Genomic DNA, 15,249 nt, shown 5'->3' with positions numbered 1-15,249 from the left:
TATGAAAACCGCTCAAGAGGTACGCGTTGGTAACGTGGTGCTCGTCAATGGCGAACCTTTAGTTGTACAGAAATCCGAATACAACAAGTCTGGCCGTAACTCAGCTGTTGTAAAAATGAAGTTCAAAAACCTGCTGACAGGCTCTCCTAGCGAAGCTGTACACAAAGCTGACGAAAAATTCGACATCGTTGTGTTGGAGAAAAAAGAGTGCAGTTACTCCTACTTCGCTGATCCTATGTACGTATTCATGGATACCGAATACAACCAGTACGAGATCGAAGCTGACAGCATGGGTGATGCGCTGAATTACCTGGAAGAAGGTATGGAAGCAGAAGTAGTGTTCTACGAAGGTCGCGCGATCTCTCTGGAATTGCCTACTATGATCGTTCGTGAAATCACTTACACAGAACCTGCTGTGCGTGGTGACACTTCCGGTAAAGTGCTGAAACCAGCAACTATCAACACTGGCCACACTCTGCAAGTGCCTATGTTCTGCGAAATTGGTGACAAAATCGAAATCGATACACGCACCAACGAATACCGCAGCCGTGTGTAATCTACACACTCTGGCAATAAAAAAGGATCGCTAAGCGATCCTTTTTTATTTGTGCGGATAGATACTCTACTGCAAGCGATCATCATCCAAATAATCAGGTATAGGTAATACAGCAATACCTTCCTCTACCAGTTCTACGCATTCTTCGGCGGTTGCACTGCCTCGTATAGAGCGTTCTTCAATTTCGCCGTTGTGCATTTTTCTGGCTTCTTCGGCAAAGTTTGCCCCTACGTTATCCGCCTTACTTAATAAGGTGCGCACCTGACGCATGACTTCAGCCTGTATGGCTGCGACATCCGCAGTACCAGACGACACGCCACCACCTGCTGATGACACGGAAGAGGCTGGCGCCGGCTTAGAGGGTGAATCTTTAAGGTGGCTTAAATTCAAACGAGGTGCAGATAGTTTTTTATGCACCACCACTGAATGGCACACAGGACAGCTCAGCAGCTTTTGTTCCAGCTGCTGCTCATAATTGTCTTGTGATTTAAACCAACCCTCAAACACATGCTGGTTTTCACATTGAAGATCAAAAACTTTTAACGCCATACCCTACCTAGTGAAGGCTACAGTGACAGTGAAAGCTCTATTATAAACGCTATACGCCTGCCCTACGCCCTTGCCCTTACAACCGTGGAACCGAGGCCAATAACTGCTTTGTGGACTCGTGTTGTGGGTGTAGCAGCACTTGTTCTGCACTACCGTATTCAGCAATACGCCCGTTATGCATCACTGCAACAGAATCAGCCAAATACTCTACCACCCCAAAATTATGCGTGATAAACAAATAGGCCATGCCGCTTTCTTGCTGTAATTGACGTAATAGATTCAATATTTGCGCCTGTACTGATACATCCAACGCCGATGTAGGTTCATCACACAACAGCACTTTAGGCTCTACCGCCAGCGCTCTTGCAATCGCCACACGCTGACGCTGCCCACCAGAAAACTCATGTGGATAACGCTCGGCACTGTTAGCTGGTAGACCTGTTTGGTCTAACAAGTTTTTGATGCGCGCTTGCCGCTGCTCTTTACTGGTATGCGGATGCAAAGCTCGTATACCCTCATCTAATATATCGCCCACCAGCATGCGTGGGTTTAGCGAGGCATAGGGGTCTTGAAACACAATCTGTATTTGGCTGCGTAAGGCTTTAAGTTGCTGCCCCTGTACTGCTAACAAATTTTGGCCATCTAACAAGGCCTCACCCTGTATCTGCGCTTGCCCATCTAGCAACCGTAGTAATGCTTTGGCCAAGGTGGTTTTCCCGCAGCCAGACGCCCCCAACAACGCCAAGGTCTCGCCTTGATGCAAACATAAGTTCACATCCATCACCACGGGGATACTACGACGTTTACGCAACCACCCACTACCTGCCCAATAGGATACATGCACACCTTTTAAATCCAACACGGGCGTGCGAGATACCAGAGACGTGATTTCATTTTTTTCTACTACCGACACAGCGGATGCTCCCAACCCTAATGGCTGACCACGTTTTTCATAGGTAGGAATAGCTGCCAACAACTCTTGTGCATAAGGATGATCAGGGTGCGCGAAGAACTGTTCTGCAGGGGATATTTCTACGATATTGCCAGCTTTCATCAAGGCTACGGTATGAGCAATACGCTTCACCACCGCCAAATCGTGGGTAATCAAGAGAATACCTAGCCCCATTTCTTGCTGTATTTCAGCCAATAAATCCAGAATCTGCGCCTGCACCGTCACATCTAGCGCCGTGGTGGGCTCATCTGCAATCAGCAAGGTAGGTTCGGCAGCTAAGGCCATCGCAATCATAATGCGCTGCCGTTGCCCACCAGAAAACTGGAAAGGGTACTCGTGTAGGCGCTCACGCGCTTGAGGAATGCCTACCCTATCTAACCACCAGATGACTTTTTCCCATACCGCATCACCACGCAACGGGCTGTGCAAACGTATGGTTTCAGCTATTTGTTCGCCTATGCTCATGATAGGGTTTAAGCAGGTAGAGGGCTCTTGAAAAATCATGCCTGCTTGCCCACCACGCAACTGCTGCATACGCTGTTCAGGTACATCAAACACGGCTTCACCAGCTAGACTCACATCTCCCGAACTGATCCACGCCGCATCAGGAAGCAATCGCACAATCGCTTGCGCCGTCAGACTTTTACCTGAGCCTGATTCACCCACCAATGCGAACGTACGGCCCCGCTGCACCGCGAACTCTACCTGCCGCACCACTTCTTTGGCCTGCTCTTCGGTAGCCACACTCACGCTAAGCTGAGACACATCCAGCAAGACGTTATCGGATTGTATGGTTTGACTCATAACGAGCCCTCCTTAGCTGTACTGGCTTTACGTCTGAAGCGCTGTAGGCTTTGCAATCTGGGGATATACAAGCGTCGGGTTCGGGGGTCAAAGGCTCGTTGTACTGCATCAGAAAACACATTTGCAGACAGCACCAAGGCCAACAAGAACACAAACGCCGCCAGCAAGTTCCACCAGATCATAGGGTCTCGAGACATTTCTACGCGTGAGGCATCAATCATGGTGCCAAAAGACGGCATGCTTGGGTCCACACCTATGCCCAAGTAGGACAACACAGCTTCGTAAAGTACTAACCCCGAGAACTCTAACACCATCGTAATCAGCACAATGTGCATGAGGTTAGGCAGGATGTGTTTCAGCATAATGCGCACATGGCTCACGCCAAAGGCACGCGCTGCCTGTACGTACTCCATTTCACGTAGCTTCAAGGTTTCGGCTCGCAGCAGTCGACACAAGCCTGCCCAACCGGTGAAACCTAGAATCAAACACAGCAAAAATAAGCGCAAATCGGCTCGTGCCGCAATGGTGTCAAACAGCTCGGGGTGAGACTCTATATACACCTGCATCATCAGCACACACGCTGCAATCAGCAGTACACCTGGCACAGAGGTCAAGGTGGTGTAGATGTATTGGATTAGATCGTCTACCCAGCCTTTAAAGTAGCCTGCAGCAATGCCAAAGAACAACGCTGGTGGCAACATAGCGCAAGTCGTTAAGGTACCAATCACCAATGCGGTGCGTACGCTTTTAAGCGCTAACGCGATGACATCATTGCCTGATCTATCTGTACCCAATACATAGTAATTACCGGCCAGCATAATCAACGCCAAGACCATAATCACCAAAATAGACAAGGCTATCCACGCAGCACGCCAGGCCACACGTTCACTGCCATTACGCCACCACAAACTGCGTGCGGCCCACCAGCCTTTGGACTGCTTGCGCGCACGCACAATACGCCACGCCAAACTGTTCACCAGTGCCCATGACAACACCAGCCACAACAAGGCATAACCGCCTGCTATTTTTAGTCGTTGACGTACATCTTCATTACGTTCCTCTAACGTGCCTATGCCTACAGCGGCTTGTTCCAATGCCGGATAATCACGTACGGCTTGCCCATCTACCAACTGCGATTCTTTAAAAAACAAGGTGAGCGAGAACGGTGCTGAATACGTACGTTCTACTTTGCTTAAGCCCGTAGCATCCAACACGTCATCCAAGACGGATCTGGAAATAGGCGCGTAACGCTGCGGTGCATTGTGAGCACTGTCTAGTGCTGGTAATGCCTGGCGATAGTGAATGGAATCCAGCATACCCACCGTCACGAAGCTAAGCAGCACCACGGCAGCGGCCGCCGCAGAGGGCGTGCGCCAGACGCTACCCCACGCAGCACGTAACGCCGTAGTACGCCGTACATGCCAGACGTACCCCAAAGCCGCCAACAACGCCAACCATAGAAAAATATCGGTCCAGAGCAAAGCAAGTTTAGGCATGATCATGACCCAGTGCAGAATAGCTGCTCAACATTTATTCAAACCGGACACGAGGGTCCACCACGGTATAGGAGATATCCGCCAAAATCAGGCCGACGATATATAAGGCCGAGCCTAAGAACACCATCGCGCGCACAATGGATAAGTCTTGTGCATTGATAGCATCGATGGTGTAGCTCCCCAAACCTGGAATACCAAAGAAGGACTCAGCGATCAGGCTACCCATAAACAGCAACGGTATGGCCGATACTGTTCCCGTCAAAATAGGTAACATGGCATTACGTAATAAGTGTTTGAACAATACAGCTTGCTCAGACAACCCTTTTGCGCGTGCAGTACGTATGTAGTCTTTATAGGCCTCTTCCAAGAACAGGCTGCGATAAAAACGGGATTCCGCCCCCAATCTAGACATAATCCCCACCAGCACCGGCAGTATCAAAAACTTAATGTTCTGCATGCCATCCAGCCAACCGGAGTACGGTACCCAACGCAAGACTTTGGCAAACATCCATTGCCCGGCAATGATGTAGAACAGCCCTGAGATAGACAGCAGCACCACACACACCACGACCCCAGTAAAGTCCACCGCCGTTGCCCTGAAAAACACTAATAACAAGGCAAACATAATGGATGCCCACAAGCCCAAAATAAAGGTAGGTATGGCCAAGGCTAAGCTGGGGCCCATCCGTTGTTTGATCTCGCGTGTGATGTCGGCGCCATTGTCAGAAAAACCAAAATCAAAACGCAGCAATGGTACAGAGCGTTCGTAGAAAATAGTGTTAGTGAAGGCCTCGCTACCGCTGGCTTCATCGTTATAGAACAACGGCTTGTCGTAGCCGTGTACGGTTTTCCACTGCTCTACGGCTTCGGCGCTAACACGCTGACCGCCAATCGCTAACCGTGCCATATCATCAGGTGTGTTCACCGCAAAAAATAGCACAAAGGTAAGTAGATTCACCCCAAACAGAATCAACACACCGTACAGTAATCGGCGCAGTACATAACGGATCATGGTTGCCCCTCCTTAGGTGGTACGGCAACAGCACGCACTGTCTGCTGTTCTCGTTTTTTCACCTGACGCCACAAATACACCGCTACTCCCCCGCCCAGCAACAAAGCCAGCCATAACGGCCACCAATACGGTTGATTCCAACGCTGCTGAAACACCACCCTACGCTCAGGGTCTATACGCAAATATTGCAGCGTATTACGCACCATTTGCGAGGGCTTCAAGTTGTGTACCCATGAATGTGCTGCCCCGCCCGACTTGGGAAAATACCCAAACATCCACACCGCATCTTCTTGCAAAATGGACACCATCTTACGTATCACTGCTTCTTTTTCTGGGCCATCATCTAAATAACGCATGGCCCTGAATAGCTTGTCGTATTCAGGGTTTTCATAGTTAGCGGCATTTTCTCCACCATGCGCCACCTTCGCTTGTGGGCCATACAACTGAAACAGGAAATTCTCGGCATCCGGGTAATCGGCTACCCAGCCCCACAAAAACAGCTGCGCTGAACCCTTACTCATTTTTTCTTGGAAACGGTTGTAGTCACTGGCACGTATCTCAAACTGCACACCAATAGCTTGTAGTTGCCTACGCATCCAATCCAACGAGGCACTAGCCCCCATCCCCGTCATGGAGTCGTAATACAAAATCAGCGGCGCACCCGTCTCGCTATTACGCCCATCCGGATACCCTGCCTTGGCAAGCAACTGACGAGCTTCGTCCAACGAGCGACGACGTACATGCCCGGCCTCTTTGGTATATACCGTAGGGTTCAGGCCTGCAGGCAGCGGCTCGTACCCCACCACGCCTGGTGGTAATGGGCTGTGTGCGACTTCAGCTTGATCATTTTGGAAGATGCTGACGAACTCCTCCCAGTCAAAGGCAATGCTAATCGCTTGACGCAAATACCGATTACGCTCGGCCTGCTCCGGTGTGTCACCCTTACCTACGATGGGGTCTAGCCAGTTAAAGCCCATGTAAAACAAACTGGCCTCGGTCGCACTGCTTAACTGCAAGGCACGCTCTTGGTACAGCAGCGCCTTTTCGGGCGAGTCTTCCGCCGCGACCAGCATCGCTACCCCATACTCGCCACGCTCTAGCTGTGGAATATCGTAGTAGCCTTGCAAGAATTTACCCATCAGCGGCACGCTTTCTTTTTCTATGCTGAAGATGGCTTTATCAATAAACGGCATAGGCTTACCGCAATCGTCTAATAAGCCTGCTGCTTTGTCTGCCGCACTGCCTTCACAGGGGTATGGCTCGCCACGGAAATTCGGGTTACGTGTGAGTTCATGCCTACGATTTGGAATGTACTCCGTCAACATATAAGGCCCTGTACCTACCGGCCATCGACTGAATGACAAACCGTGCTGCGCCATACCAGGCTGATGATAAAAGCGGTCAGCTTCCCACGGCACAGGGGCCACAAAAGTCATTGCCAACCAATATTTGAACTGTGGATATTTACCCAGTACGCGTATGCGCAACGTGTGCTCATCCAGAGCTTGAACCCCTGATAACTCGTACTCGCGCAAATCTAGCCACTGCTCTGCTGGCAAGGCTTGATTGACGGTTTTCAGTTGCTCACCATAGTCACGCATACCTTCCACATGAGCCGCCATCGTGGAGAAAATCGGCGACACTACACGAGGGCTGGCCAAACGCTTAAAGGCATATACCACGTCTTCAGCAACTAACGGGCGCGTGCCACTCTGCGAAAAATCAGGAATAGCGTACTTGCCTTCTAGTTGCTCTGGAGTGATAGGCCAGTAGCTATAATCACCGGACTCTGATCGAGCAAAGGCAGGGTGCGGCTGGTACAAAATATCAGACCGTAACCTAATGTCGTACACACTGATAGCCACCTGCTCACCGTCTGCATCAGCTGGCAAACGTTCGCCTTGGGCATTCAGGTAATAGGGTTCTACTACCTCTACAGCCACCCTAGGCATTAGCTTGTAGGGGCGCTCAAGATAGTGGTAGCCGTATAACGGCTCATACACCGAGTAGGTGATGGGTGTTTCGTCACCAGAATAACTGGTGGCAGAATCTAAAGTACGAGGTGAACGCTGTGTAAAAGCGGTATAGAACACGTTTTCAGCCACCTGCTCTGACGGGTAGGGGTTATTCACCACCTCATCGCCGCAGCCTACTAGTCCCCCTACCAGCCCTACAACGACCACCAGCCAGAGTTTACGCATTAGTCACACTTCCTCTGTTGCCAGCATTGATAACGCCACACCCATGGTTCTACAGGTGAGCTTGCCTGCCATATGCCTTGTTTATTCTTTTGCGCCTGCTGCTGCAGGTCTAGCATGTGTTTGTCTCGCAAAAACCGGCCACGTTTTTCTTGATTGGCCCATGCATAACCCGCCGCGACCAACTGACGATTCAGGCTAGTCTCTTGGCCGGGTAGACTCACATCACAAATCTTTCTACCGTAATTATCGTCTTCATAGCAATTGAGCTGCACGTTTTTGCCGCCTACCCGCTGATAGAGAAAATCCCTAGAGGCTTGGGCATAAGGCTGACCAGGTTGCTCATTGCTTTTATGCGTTTCGGGAGCATCAATGCTGGCCAATCTAATACGGTACTGCTGATTTCCTACCTGCACCGTTAGCGTATCGCCATCCGCCACGCGTACCACTCGTCCCTCTAGGACTTGTGACTCGCCAACAGGTATGGCGCTAGGCTCCACCGAGCTTGGCAACCACTGCTCCCACAACCATGACAGCATGATCAGTGCCACAATCACTGCTGCACTCAACCCCGTCTTTTTTGCTTTCATTCGTTGCTGTTTCATCTGACCCATCACGTTGATTTCAGTTCCGGTAGTGCTTGATGATTATAAGTTCAACCACCTCTAAGTCCAGTGCCATAGCCCGCTTTTTTCACCTGACAGAAAAACCGTAATACCTGTTAAAGTAAAGCCTCATGTTGGCTTTCAATCACTGAATTACCCTATGCAATCTAGAACTCTTTGCGGCGCAGGCGCCCTACTACTGACTATTGGCGTTGCCGCTGGCGCATTTGGCGCACATGCCCTCAGAGCCATTCACGTTGACCTGCTGGCCGTCTGGCATACAGCCGTGCTGTACCAACTGATTCACGGTCTGGGCTTGATTGCTTTGGCCGCCGCGCAACCCTTACTACAACCTCGTACATCTGCCCTTGCTGGCCCTATTTTGCTAGCTGGCTCAATACTGTTTAGCTTCAGTTTATATGCGTTGGTGATGTTTCAAATCCCATTTCTGGCCTATTTGACTCCGTTAGGTGGCCTTCTGATGGTGGCAGGTTGGGCTCTGGTTGTAGTCGCCGCATGGACACGCCCTCGTTCCTAATCTGTTTATCAGGAGATTCTTATGTTTCAACCAGCCACGGCCCTGCAAACCTTTTTACGCGGTTTGCCTAAAGCAGAGTTACACCTACATATAGAAGGTACTCTGGAGCCTGAACTGATTTTTGAACTGGCTGAACGTAACCATATCCCGCTGAACTACCCTTCTGTAGAAGCCCTACGCGCCGCCTATCAATTTCAGAACTTACAGTCTTTTCTGGATTTATATTACGCTGGCGCCAGTGTGCTGATACACGAAGCGGATTTCTATGCCATGACCATGGCGTACTTTGCTCGTATCCATGCTGACGGCGTGACCCATACAGAGATCATGTTCGATCCCCAAACACACACAGCGCGCGGTATTGCGATGGAAACAGTGTTTGCTGGCATTGCCTCTGCCTGTAGAGATGCGCAAGCGAAATACGGCATCAGCAGCTATTTAATACTGAGTTTCTTGCGCCACCTTAGCGAAGAAGAGGCCTTCACCACCCTAGAGCAAGCGCTGCCATTACGTGAGCAATACAGTGACCTGTGGATTGCCATAGGGCTAGACTCAGCCGAGCAAGGCAATCCGCCAGAAAAGTTTGCTAAGGTATACCAACGCTGCAAAGAGTTGGGCTTCAAACTAGTAGCTCACGCAGGTGAAGAAGGCCCGGCTGACTACATTACTACGGCCTTAGATTTGCTTCACGTTGAACGTGTGGATCATGGCGTGCGCAGCGAAGACGACCCACAACTGGTACAACGCTTAATCAAAGAACAAGTGGTTCTCACCGTCTGTCCGCTGTCTAACCTAAAGCTGCAGGTGTTTGATACCATGAATCAGCACAACTTGGCGACGTTACTGCGCCAAGGCGTAAAAATCACCATCAACTCGGATGACCCTTCCTATTTTGGTGGCTACTTGCTAGATAACTACCTAGCCTGTGCGCACGCTCTGGATCTACACAGAGACGAACTGGTCACCCTTGCCATGAATAGTTTTACCGCCTCGTTCCTGCCTGAAGCGCAACAGCGTGAATGGGTGGCTAGCATTCAGCGTTACGCAGCAGAACACTAAGCATGCCTATTTCGACCACCGCTTTACCGCGTGATTTTTACCTGCAAGACACCATAGAAGTGGCCCAACAATTGCTGGGCCACTATCTAGTCTACGAACATTCAGGACAAACACGCTACGGACGCATTGTAGAAACCGAAGCCTATTTGGGCGCTCACGATTTAGCGGCACACAGTTGCCGTGGCGTGACACCCAGAACGCAAATCATGTTTGGCCCCGGCGGCTTTGCCTATGTGTACCTGATTTATGGCATGCACCATTGCTTCAACATTGTCACCGGCCCAGAAGGCCAAGGCAGCGCGGTGCTCATCCGCGCTTTAGAGCCTTTAGGCGATTTAGGCACCAATACAGCCGGCCCAGGTAGACTCTGCAAAGCAATGGGCATTACGCGCGAGCAAAACGGTTACGACCTGTGTGACTCAGCCTTGTATGTATGCCACCCCGAGTCTGCTCTTATACATGCCAACGAAACTTTGGTGACTGCACCCCGCATAGGCGTGGACTATGCAGGAGAATGGGCCTTAAAACCCTTACGTTTTCTACTGCAAGGCAATGCCTACGTCTCTCGTCCCGCTCCTAAAACAGCCTGACCTGCTTGAACACTTATGACTGCTACTACCCCTATAGATCCATTATTGAAAATTGCGTTAGCGCCATGGGTACAGCTGGAACGCTTGCAACAAGTGGAACGATCCACTCAACACATCACACTGGATCTGAGCCTAGCCCCTTTGCTACTGCAACACCCCGAACACTACGCGCATAGTTTGCACGCCTTGGCCGGCAGCGCCATGAGCTGTTTGGTAGAAGGCGCGTTGCAGCCGGGTTTCACGCAACGTAATGTCGCCCTGCATGCAAGTTTGATTCACCCCGAACCCAGCCAAATCGTACAAGTGCAGGCTAAGCTATGTCGACAAGGGCGCAGCGTCTCGTTTGCTGAGGCTAGTCTCTACAATGAAAACAATATTGTGATCGCGCATTACCAAGGCACGTATGCGCTGCTGAACTCAGCACAATAGTAGGTCGTATCGTTCATCACTCGTGGTGACGCGAGTTGGCTAATCATAAAAAAAGCCCTTGCGATTACAACAAGGGCTTTTTCATAAACATCACGCGATTAACGATCGAAACGCGCCGGGTCTAACAAGATACGTCGATCTACATCGTGTATATCGCGCACACCGCACAACCCCATCGACACGCTCAGCTCGTTTGCGAGAATTTCCAGCGCACGGGTTACGCCCGCTTGCCCTGCAGCACCCAGAGCGTACAGGAATGCTCTACCAATCATGGTGGCATCTGCACCCAGTGCTACAGAACGCAAAACATCTTGGCCAGAACGCACACCACTGTCTAACCAAATTTCAGTTTGATTACCCACAGCATCGGCAATAGCCGGCAAACACGCAATGGTAGAAGGCGCGCCATCCAACTGTCTGCCGCCGTGGTTAGACACCACAATCGCATCAGCACCCGCATCTACCGCGTGGCGAGCATCCTCGGCTTCCATAATGCCTTTCAGCACCAACTTACCGCCCCAGCATTTTTTGATCCACTCTACGTCATCCCACGACAAGGTTGGGTCAAACTGCTGCTGCGTCCATGACGCCAACGTTCCCAGATCATCTACACCGGCTGCGTGACCAATAATGTTGCCGAAAGTACGGCGTTTGGTTTTTAGCATACCTTGGCACCAGCGCAGGCGGGTCGCCAAGTTCAGCATATTCATCAAGGTAGGACGCGGCGGTACAGACAAGCCATTGCGTATGTCTTTATGGCGCTGCCCTAATACTTGCAAATCCAACGTCAACACTAAGGCAGAACAATTCGCTGCTTTGGCTCTATTAATCAGTGCCTCGATAAACTGTCTATCGCGCATCACATACAACTGAAACCAGAAGGGAGCTTGAGTGTGCTCGGCCACGTCTTCTAACGAGCAAATACTCATGGTGGATAAGGTGAACGGCACACCAAAATCACGTGCAGCACGTGCGGCCAAGATCTCACCATCAGCGTGCTGCATGCCTGTCAGGCCGGTAGGAGCCAGCGCCACAGGCATACTCACAGGCTGCCCCAACATGGTGGTCGCCAAACTGCGACCTTCAATATTCACGGCTACGCGCTGCTTGAACTTCAGCTGTTGAAAATCAGACTCATTTTCTCTGTAGGTGGATTCTGTCCAGGAACCCGAATCTACATAGTCATAGAACATTTTAGGCACGCGACGGCGCGCCAACTGCTGAAAATCAGAAATACACGTAATCTTGGACAGATCTTCCACTTCGGCTCTCCAAAGGGCTCATAAATAAAGCAATACTACACACCTGACAACATGCAGGTATGCGAAAACATCAAGCGTAACGCTTGTACGCGGTACTAGGCCAGTGCAATCGCTAGAATTTTGCTGTGCGACATCTACAATGGCGCGCTTTTTTGTCCCAAAACGAGGCGACAAAGGCCAAAAACTAAAAATTTCACAGAAAATTCGCTTTGCATATCAAAAAACGTTGACACATTAAGAAATACAGTGCTATAGTTTCTTTCTCACAGCGGCTGTAGCTCAGTTGGATAGAGTACTTGGCTACGAACCAAGGGGTCGTGAGTTCGAATCTTGCCAGCCGCGCCATATTTAGTAAAAAAGCCATTTCTTCGGAAGTGGCTTTTTTATTTTCTGCTCACCCTAGACTAGGCAGTGAATAAGCCTATGGCACTGCTAGGCGTCCACTTCCCAAGAAACGCCATCCACTCTCACAAACAAAGCAAAGAGACGTGCGTGCGGCTTTTATGGGGTACCCGCCCTACGCTTTACAGTCGTTTTTCTGACAGTTCTATACCATTGCCATCACCAAAGCCATCGTGCACCCATGCCACAACAGGCACGGCGTAGCTCCAGCCACCAGCTTTCCACCAGCACTCGGCAAACCATGCTTGCGTCGTATTAGCGGCAATAGCCAAGCCATCAAAGTCTTCATCGAGGAAATAGTCTTCGTGGAAGGCATCCATCTTCTCTAAGCCTACGGAAAGCTCCATGGCTCTACCAGCAAAGATAGTAGGATCGTTATTATCGACTTTGTTATTGTCGCCGCTATAGTAGATCCACGCAGATGGGGTTTCCAGGCCGTCTTCACCAAAGAATATTTGCACTTCGGCACTGAACACAGTATCGGGCACAGGCAGTGTGAACAACGCACGCAACTCATTGATAAGATGCGCAGAGGCTTTTTCTAAGCAGCGTCTATAACGGGTTTGAAATTGCGTTTTACTTAGCCCAAACGGAACCATGCGTAGATACTCCTAATGCAGCAATAAGGCGTCTAGCCACTAGACAAGGCTGCATCATAACATCCGACTGTGGCACATCCGCACAGCCCCCAACACTGCCGTATACCCTATCTTAGAAAAATTACTTGCACCGATATTATATTTAGTGTTATAGTTTACTTCTCACAGCGGCTGTAGCTCAGTTGGATAGAGTACTTGGCTACGAACCAAGGGGTCGTGAGTTCGAATCTTGCCAGCCGCGCCATATTTAGTAAAAAAGCCATTTCTTCGGAAATGGCTTTTTTATTTCCCGCTTAGGTAACTGCTAAGCCACGCTCTGCCGTCACCGTACTAACTCAGTACACGCCCCGCTCACACTCACCAGCCGCTACAATTCAGGTTGCAATACCACTTATTACCTGTGAGCAGCAGCATGAGCACACCTAAAAACTGGTTTGATCAAGGCGGTCAAAACTACGCGCGCTTTCGTCCTGAATACCCAGCCGAACTGGCAAGCTTTCTTGCTTCTACTGTGCAAGAGCACCATCAAGCCTTAGATGTAGGGTGCGGCAATGGGCAGCTTACTCAATTATTAGCCGCCCATTTTGATACGGTGCTGGGTGTAGACCCTAGCGTAGACCAGATTGCCAACATCACCGAGCACGAACGCATACGCTATCAATGCGCGCCCGCTGAAAAACTGCCCGTGGCGGATAATTCTGTAAACCTGATTACAGCAGCACAAGCCGCCCATTGGTTTCACTTACCCAGCTTTTACCAAGAAGCCCGTCGTATCGCTAAGCCCAATAGTGTGCTGGCGCTGATTAGCTACGGCGTACTGAATTTAGAGCCTGACCTAGACCAACGTTTCCAGCACTTTTACTGGGATGAAATTGGCCCTTACTGGCCTGCTGAACGCAAACTCGTTGATGATGGCTATGCCTCTCTGGATTTCCCTTTTGAAGAAATCTCAGCGCCCGCACTCGCCATTCGTGTGCAGTGGGACCTTGCTCAGTTTTTAGGTTATCTGTTTACCTGGTCAGCCGTGCGCCATGTAAAAGAATCCGGTAGCGAAGATCTTATTTTGCAATTTGCCACGGACATTGCCATCGCATGGGGGGATGAAAACCGCCAACGCAGTGTTGTCTGGCCCATCAACATGCGCATTGGCAAGCTATAGCCTTTGTTGTATATCGCGTGCCGTATACGCCTAGACGGTTTACGGCACGCCGTTAGCCGCTGATTACTCTTTAGTGGGTAGCGGTAACAAACCCAACGCTTTCAAACGTGGTTCTTCATAGACGGAGTCTTCCGCAGGGTAGCGCAAGCCCTCTACCCCTTTGATTTTGGCATTCGCCCAAATAATACTTTCCCCTGCTGGCAAACTGTCCACACCCGTCACATACAACGGATCATTAAACGCCTGCAATGGCGACACAAAATTCCAGCCCTGCTGTTTGAAAGCCTGTATCACAGCAGGAATAGTCTCGGCATTAATACGGTTGGTATGCAGCAGCAATACATGCGCCGGGCGTTGTTCTAGCACTTGCGTGGCCAGAGTGTCGTAATACGCGGCGCGATCCAGCAAATGTTCTATATAAGCAGCTTGCACTTGCTGCGCTTTAGCGGGTTCGCCTGCGTCCATCCATGCGGAATAGACTTGGTTGTAATACCAGTCGCTGGCATCAATGGAAACCGGTGCTGCTTTATATCCATTTTGGGCCATCCATTTACGTATGCCATCGCGTTTTTCTACGGTATCGCCCTCTTTAAGATATGGGAAACGCAGCATCGGCGTCCAGTTAGGCAAGGTATTTAGCACAATATCGGCCTCGACCACATCCGCGATAAAGTCATCCAACGACAACTGAGGGGACGCCAAACTACGGTGCTTAGAGGTATGGTTGCCAACGGCATGCCCATCTTCGCCCCATTGCTGTATCAGCGCTAAACCTGCCTCGCCGCCCAAACGATCGAGCGCAGGAAACACCATTGCGGTGATGTCGGCATTTTTCAAACCATCCAAAATAGCCTGATTCCATGTAGACGCCAGCGGCTGCTTGTCGGGATTCAAACCATCGTCAAAGGTCAAACTTAAGGTTTGCGCCATACTAGTAGCGGACACCACTACTAACGATACTGCAGAGATAAATCGAAGGGCTTTTCTCATCACACCGTAGCCATAAAAAGCAGAGATCAAAACAAAAAGGCCCACAGTA

15 protein-coding genes and 2 tRNA genes are annotated in these 15,249 nt (G+C 50.3%); 8 read left to right on the top strand and 9 right to left on the bottom strand.

Annotated features, from left to right (window positions below; genetic code table 11):
* Window position 1: 1 nt before the first annotated feature.
* Window positions 2-556, top strand: coding sequence for an elongation factor P (efp, locus tag AC3QL0_RS04445; RefSeq protein WP_135862188.1), 555 nt, complete (start codon window positions 2-4; stop codon window positions 554-556).
* A gap of 66 nt (window positions 557-622) precedes the next feature.
* Here efp and AC3QL0_RS04440 read toward each other — a convergent pair whose 3' ends face one another.
* From AC3QL0_RS04440 to AC3QL0_RS04415, 6 genes are all read right to left on the bottom strand, one after another.
* Window positions 623-1,105, bottom strand: coding sequence for a DUF1178 family protein (locus AC3QL0_RS04440; protein WP_493010264.1), 483 nt, complete (start codon window positions 1,103-1,105; stop codon window positions 623-625).
* A 76-nt stretch (window positions 1,106-1,181) separates the two neighbouring features.
* The gene (locus AC3QL0_RS04435; RefSeq protein ID WP_493010263.1) at window positions 1,182-2,861 is read right to left on the bottom strand and encodes an ABC transporter ATP-binding protein; all 1,680 of its coding nucleotides are present in this window, start codon (window positions 2,859-2,861) and stop codon (window positions 1,182-1,184) included.
* Window positions 2,858-4,357 (bottom strand): ABC transporter permease, encoded by a 1,500-nt coding sequence (locus AC3QL0_RS04430; protein WP_493010262.1) that lies wholly within the window; start codon window positions 4,355-4,357, stop codon window positions 2,858-2,860. The genes AC3QL0_RS04435 and AC3QL0_RS04430 overlap by 4 nt, the downstream gene beginning before the upstream one ends.
* Before the next feature lie 34 nt (window positions 4,358-4,391).
* On the bottom strand, window positions 4,392-5,369 hold the full coding sequence (locus AC3QL0_RS04425; RefSeq protein ID WP_493010261.1) for an ABC transporter permease: 978 nt from the start codon (window positions 5,367-5,369) through the stop codon (window positions 4,392-4,394).
* Window positions 5,366-7,570 (bottom strand): ABC transporter substrate-binding protein, encoded by a 2,205-nt coding sequence (locus tag AC3QL0_RS04420; RefSeq protein ID WP_493010260.1) that lies wholly within the window; start codon window positions 7,568-7,570, stop codon window positions 5,366-5,368. Before AC3QL0_RS04420 ends, AC3QL0_RS04425 begins: the two co-directional genes overlap by 4 nt.
* Window positions 7,570-8,157 carry a thermonuclease family protein gene (locus AC3QL0_RS04415; protein ID WP_493010259.1) on the bottom strand — a complete coding sequence of 196 codons (588 nt, stop codon included), beginning with the start codon at window positions 8,155-8,157 and terminating at the stop codon, window positions 7,570-7,572. Before AC3QL0_RS04415 ends, AC3QL0_RS04420 begins: the two co-directional genes overlap by 1 nt.
* A 175-nt stretch (window positions 8,158-8,332) precedes the next feature.
* On the opposite strand from AC3QL0_RS04415, the gene AC3QL0_RS04410 reads away from it, so the two are divergent.
* The 4 genes from AC3QL0_RS04410 to AC3QL0_RS04395 are packed head-to-tail and all read left to right on the top strand — an operon-like array spanning window position 8,333 to window position 10,788.
* A complete protein-coding gene (locus AC3QL0_RS04410; protein WP_493010258.1) occupies window positions 8,333-8,710 on the top strand; it encodes a DUF423 domain-containing protein in 378 nt (125 codons plus the stop codon).
* A 21-nt stretch (window positions 8,711-8,731) separates the two neighbouring features.
* Window positions 8,732-9,769: an adenosine deaminase gene (locus AC3QL0_RS04405; RefSeq protein ID WP_493010257.1), complete on the top strand. Its 1,038-nt coding sequence runs from the start codon at window positions 8,732-8,734 to the stop codon at window positions 9,767-9,769.
* 2 nt (window positions 9,770-9,771) lie between these two features.
* Window positions 9,772-10,359 (top strand): DNA-3-methyladenine glycosylase, encoded by a 588-nt coding sequence (locus AC3QL0_RS04400; RefSeq protein ID WP_493010256.1) that lies wholly within the window; start codon window positions 9,772-9,774, stop codon window positions 10,357-10,359.
* Between the two features lie 15 nt (window positions 10,360-10,374).
* Entirely contained in the window at window positions 10,375-10,788 is a 414-nt protein-coding gene (locus tag AC3QL0_RS04395; RefSeq protein ID WP_493010255.1) for a PaaI family thioesterase, read from the top strand.
* A 98-nt stretch (window positions 10,789-10,886) separates the two neighbouring features.
* On the opposite strand, the gene AC3QL0_RS04390 is transcribed toward AC3QL0_RS04395, so the two are convergent.
* Window positions 10,887-12,050 carry an alpha-hydroxy acid oxidase gene (locus tag AC3QL0_RS04390; RefSeq protein WP_493010254.1) on the bottom strand — a complete coding sequence of 388 codons (1,164 nt, stop codon included), beginning with the start codon at window positions 12,048-12,050 and terminating at the stop codon, window positions 10,887-10,889.
* Between the two features lie 268 nt (window positions 12,051-12,318).
* Here AC3QL0_RS04390 and AC3QL0_RS04385 point away from each other — a divergent pair.
* A tRNA-Arg gene (locus tag AC3QL0_RS04385) sits at window positions 12,319-12,395 on the top strand.
* Window positions 12,396-12,574: 179 nt separating this feature from the next.
* Here the strand turns inward: AC3QL0_RS04385 and AC3QL0_RS04380 are convergent.
* Window positions 12,575-13,051 (bottom strand): hypothetical protein, encoded by a 477-nt coding sequence (locus AC3QL0_RS04380; protein ID WP_493010253.1) that lies wholly within the window; start codon window positions 13,049-13,051, stop codon window positions 12,575-12,577.
* A 167-nt stretch (window positions 13,052-13,218) separates the two neighbouring features.
* Here AC3QL0_RS04380 and AC3QL0_RS04375 point away from each other — a divergent pair.
* Together AC3QL0_RS04375 and AC3QL0_RS04370 are read left to right on the top strand one after the other, a co-directional pair.
* A tRNA-Arg gene (locus AC3QL0_RS04375) sits at window positions 13,219-13,295 on the top strand.
* 168 nt (window positions 13,296-13,463) lie between these two features.
* Window positions 13,464-14,210 carry a class I SAM-dependent methyltransferase gene (locus tag AC3QL0_RS04370; RefSeq protein ID WP_493010252.1) on the top strand — a complete coding sequence of 249 codons (747 nt, stop codon included), beginning with the start codon at window positions 13,464-13,466 and terminating at the stop codon, window positions 14,208-14,210.
* 63 nt (window positions 14,211-14,273) lie between these two features.
* Here AC3QL0_RS04370 and AC3QL0_RS04365 read toward each other — a convergent pair whose 3' ends face one another.
* Window positions 14,274-15,200 (bottom strand): polysaccharide deacetylase family protein, encoded by a 927-nt coding sequence (locus AC3QL0_RS04365; RefSeq protein WP_493010251.1) that lies wholly within the window; start codon window positions 15,198-15,200, stop codon window positions 14,274-14,276.
* Window positions 15,201-15,249 lie beyond the last annotated feature (49 nt).

The sequence above is a fragment of the Paenalcaligenes sp. GW821-LYS-B07-1 genome (genome assembly GCF_058803365.1).
The sequence above is the reverse complement of the archived record's forward strand: the minus strand, read 5'-3'. Positions and strand labels throughout refer to the sequence as shown.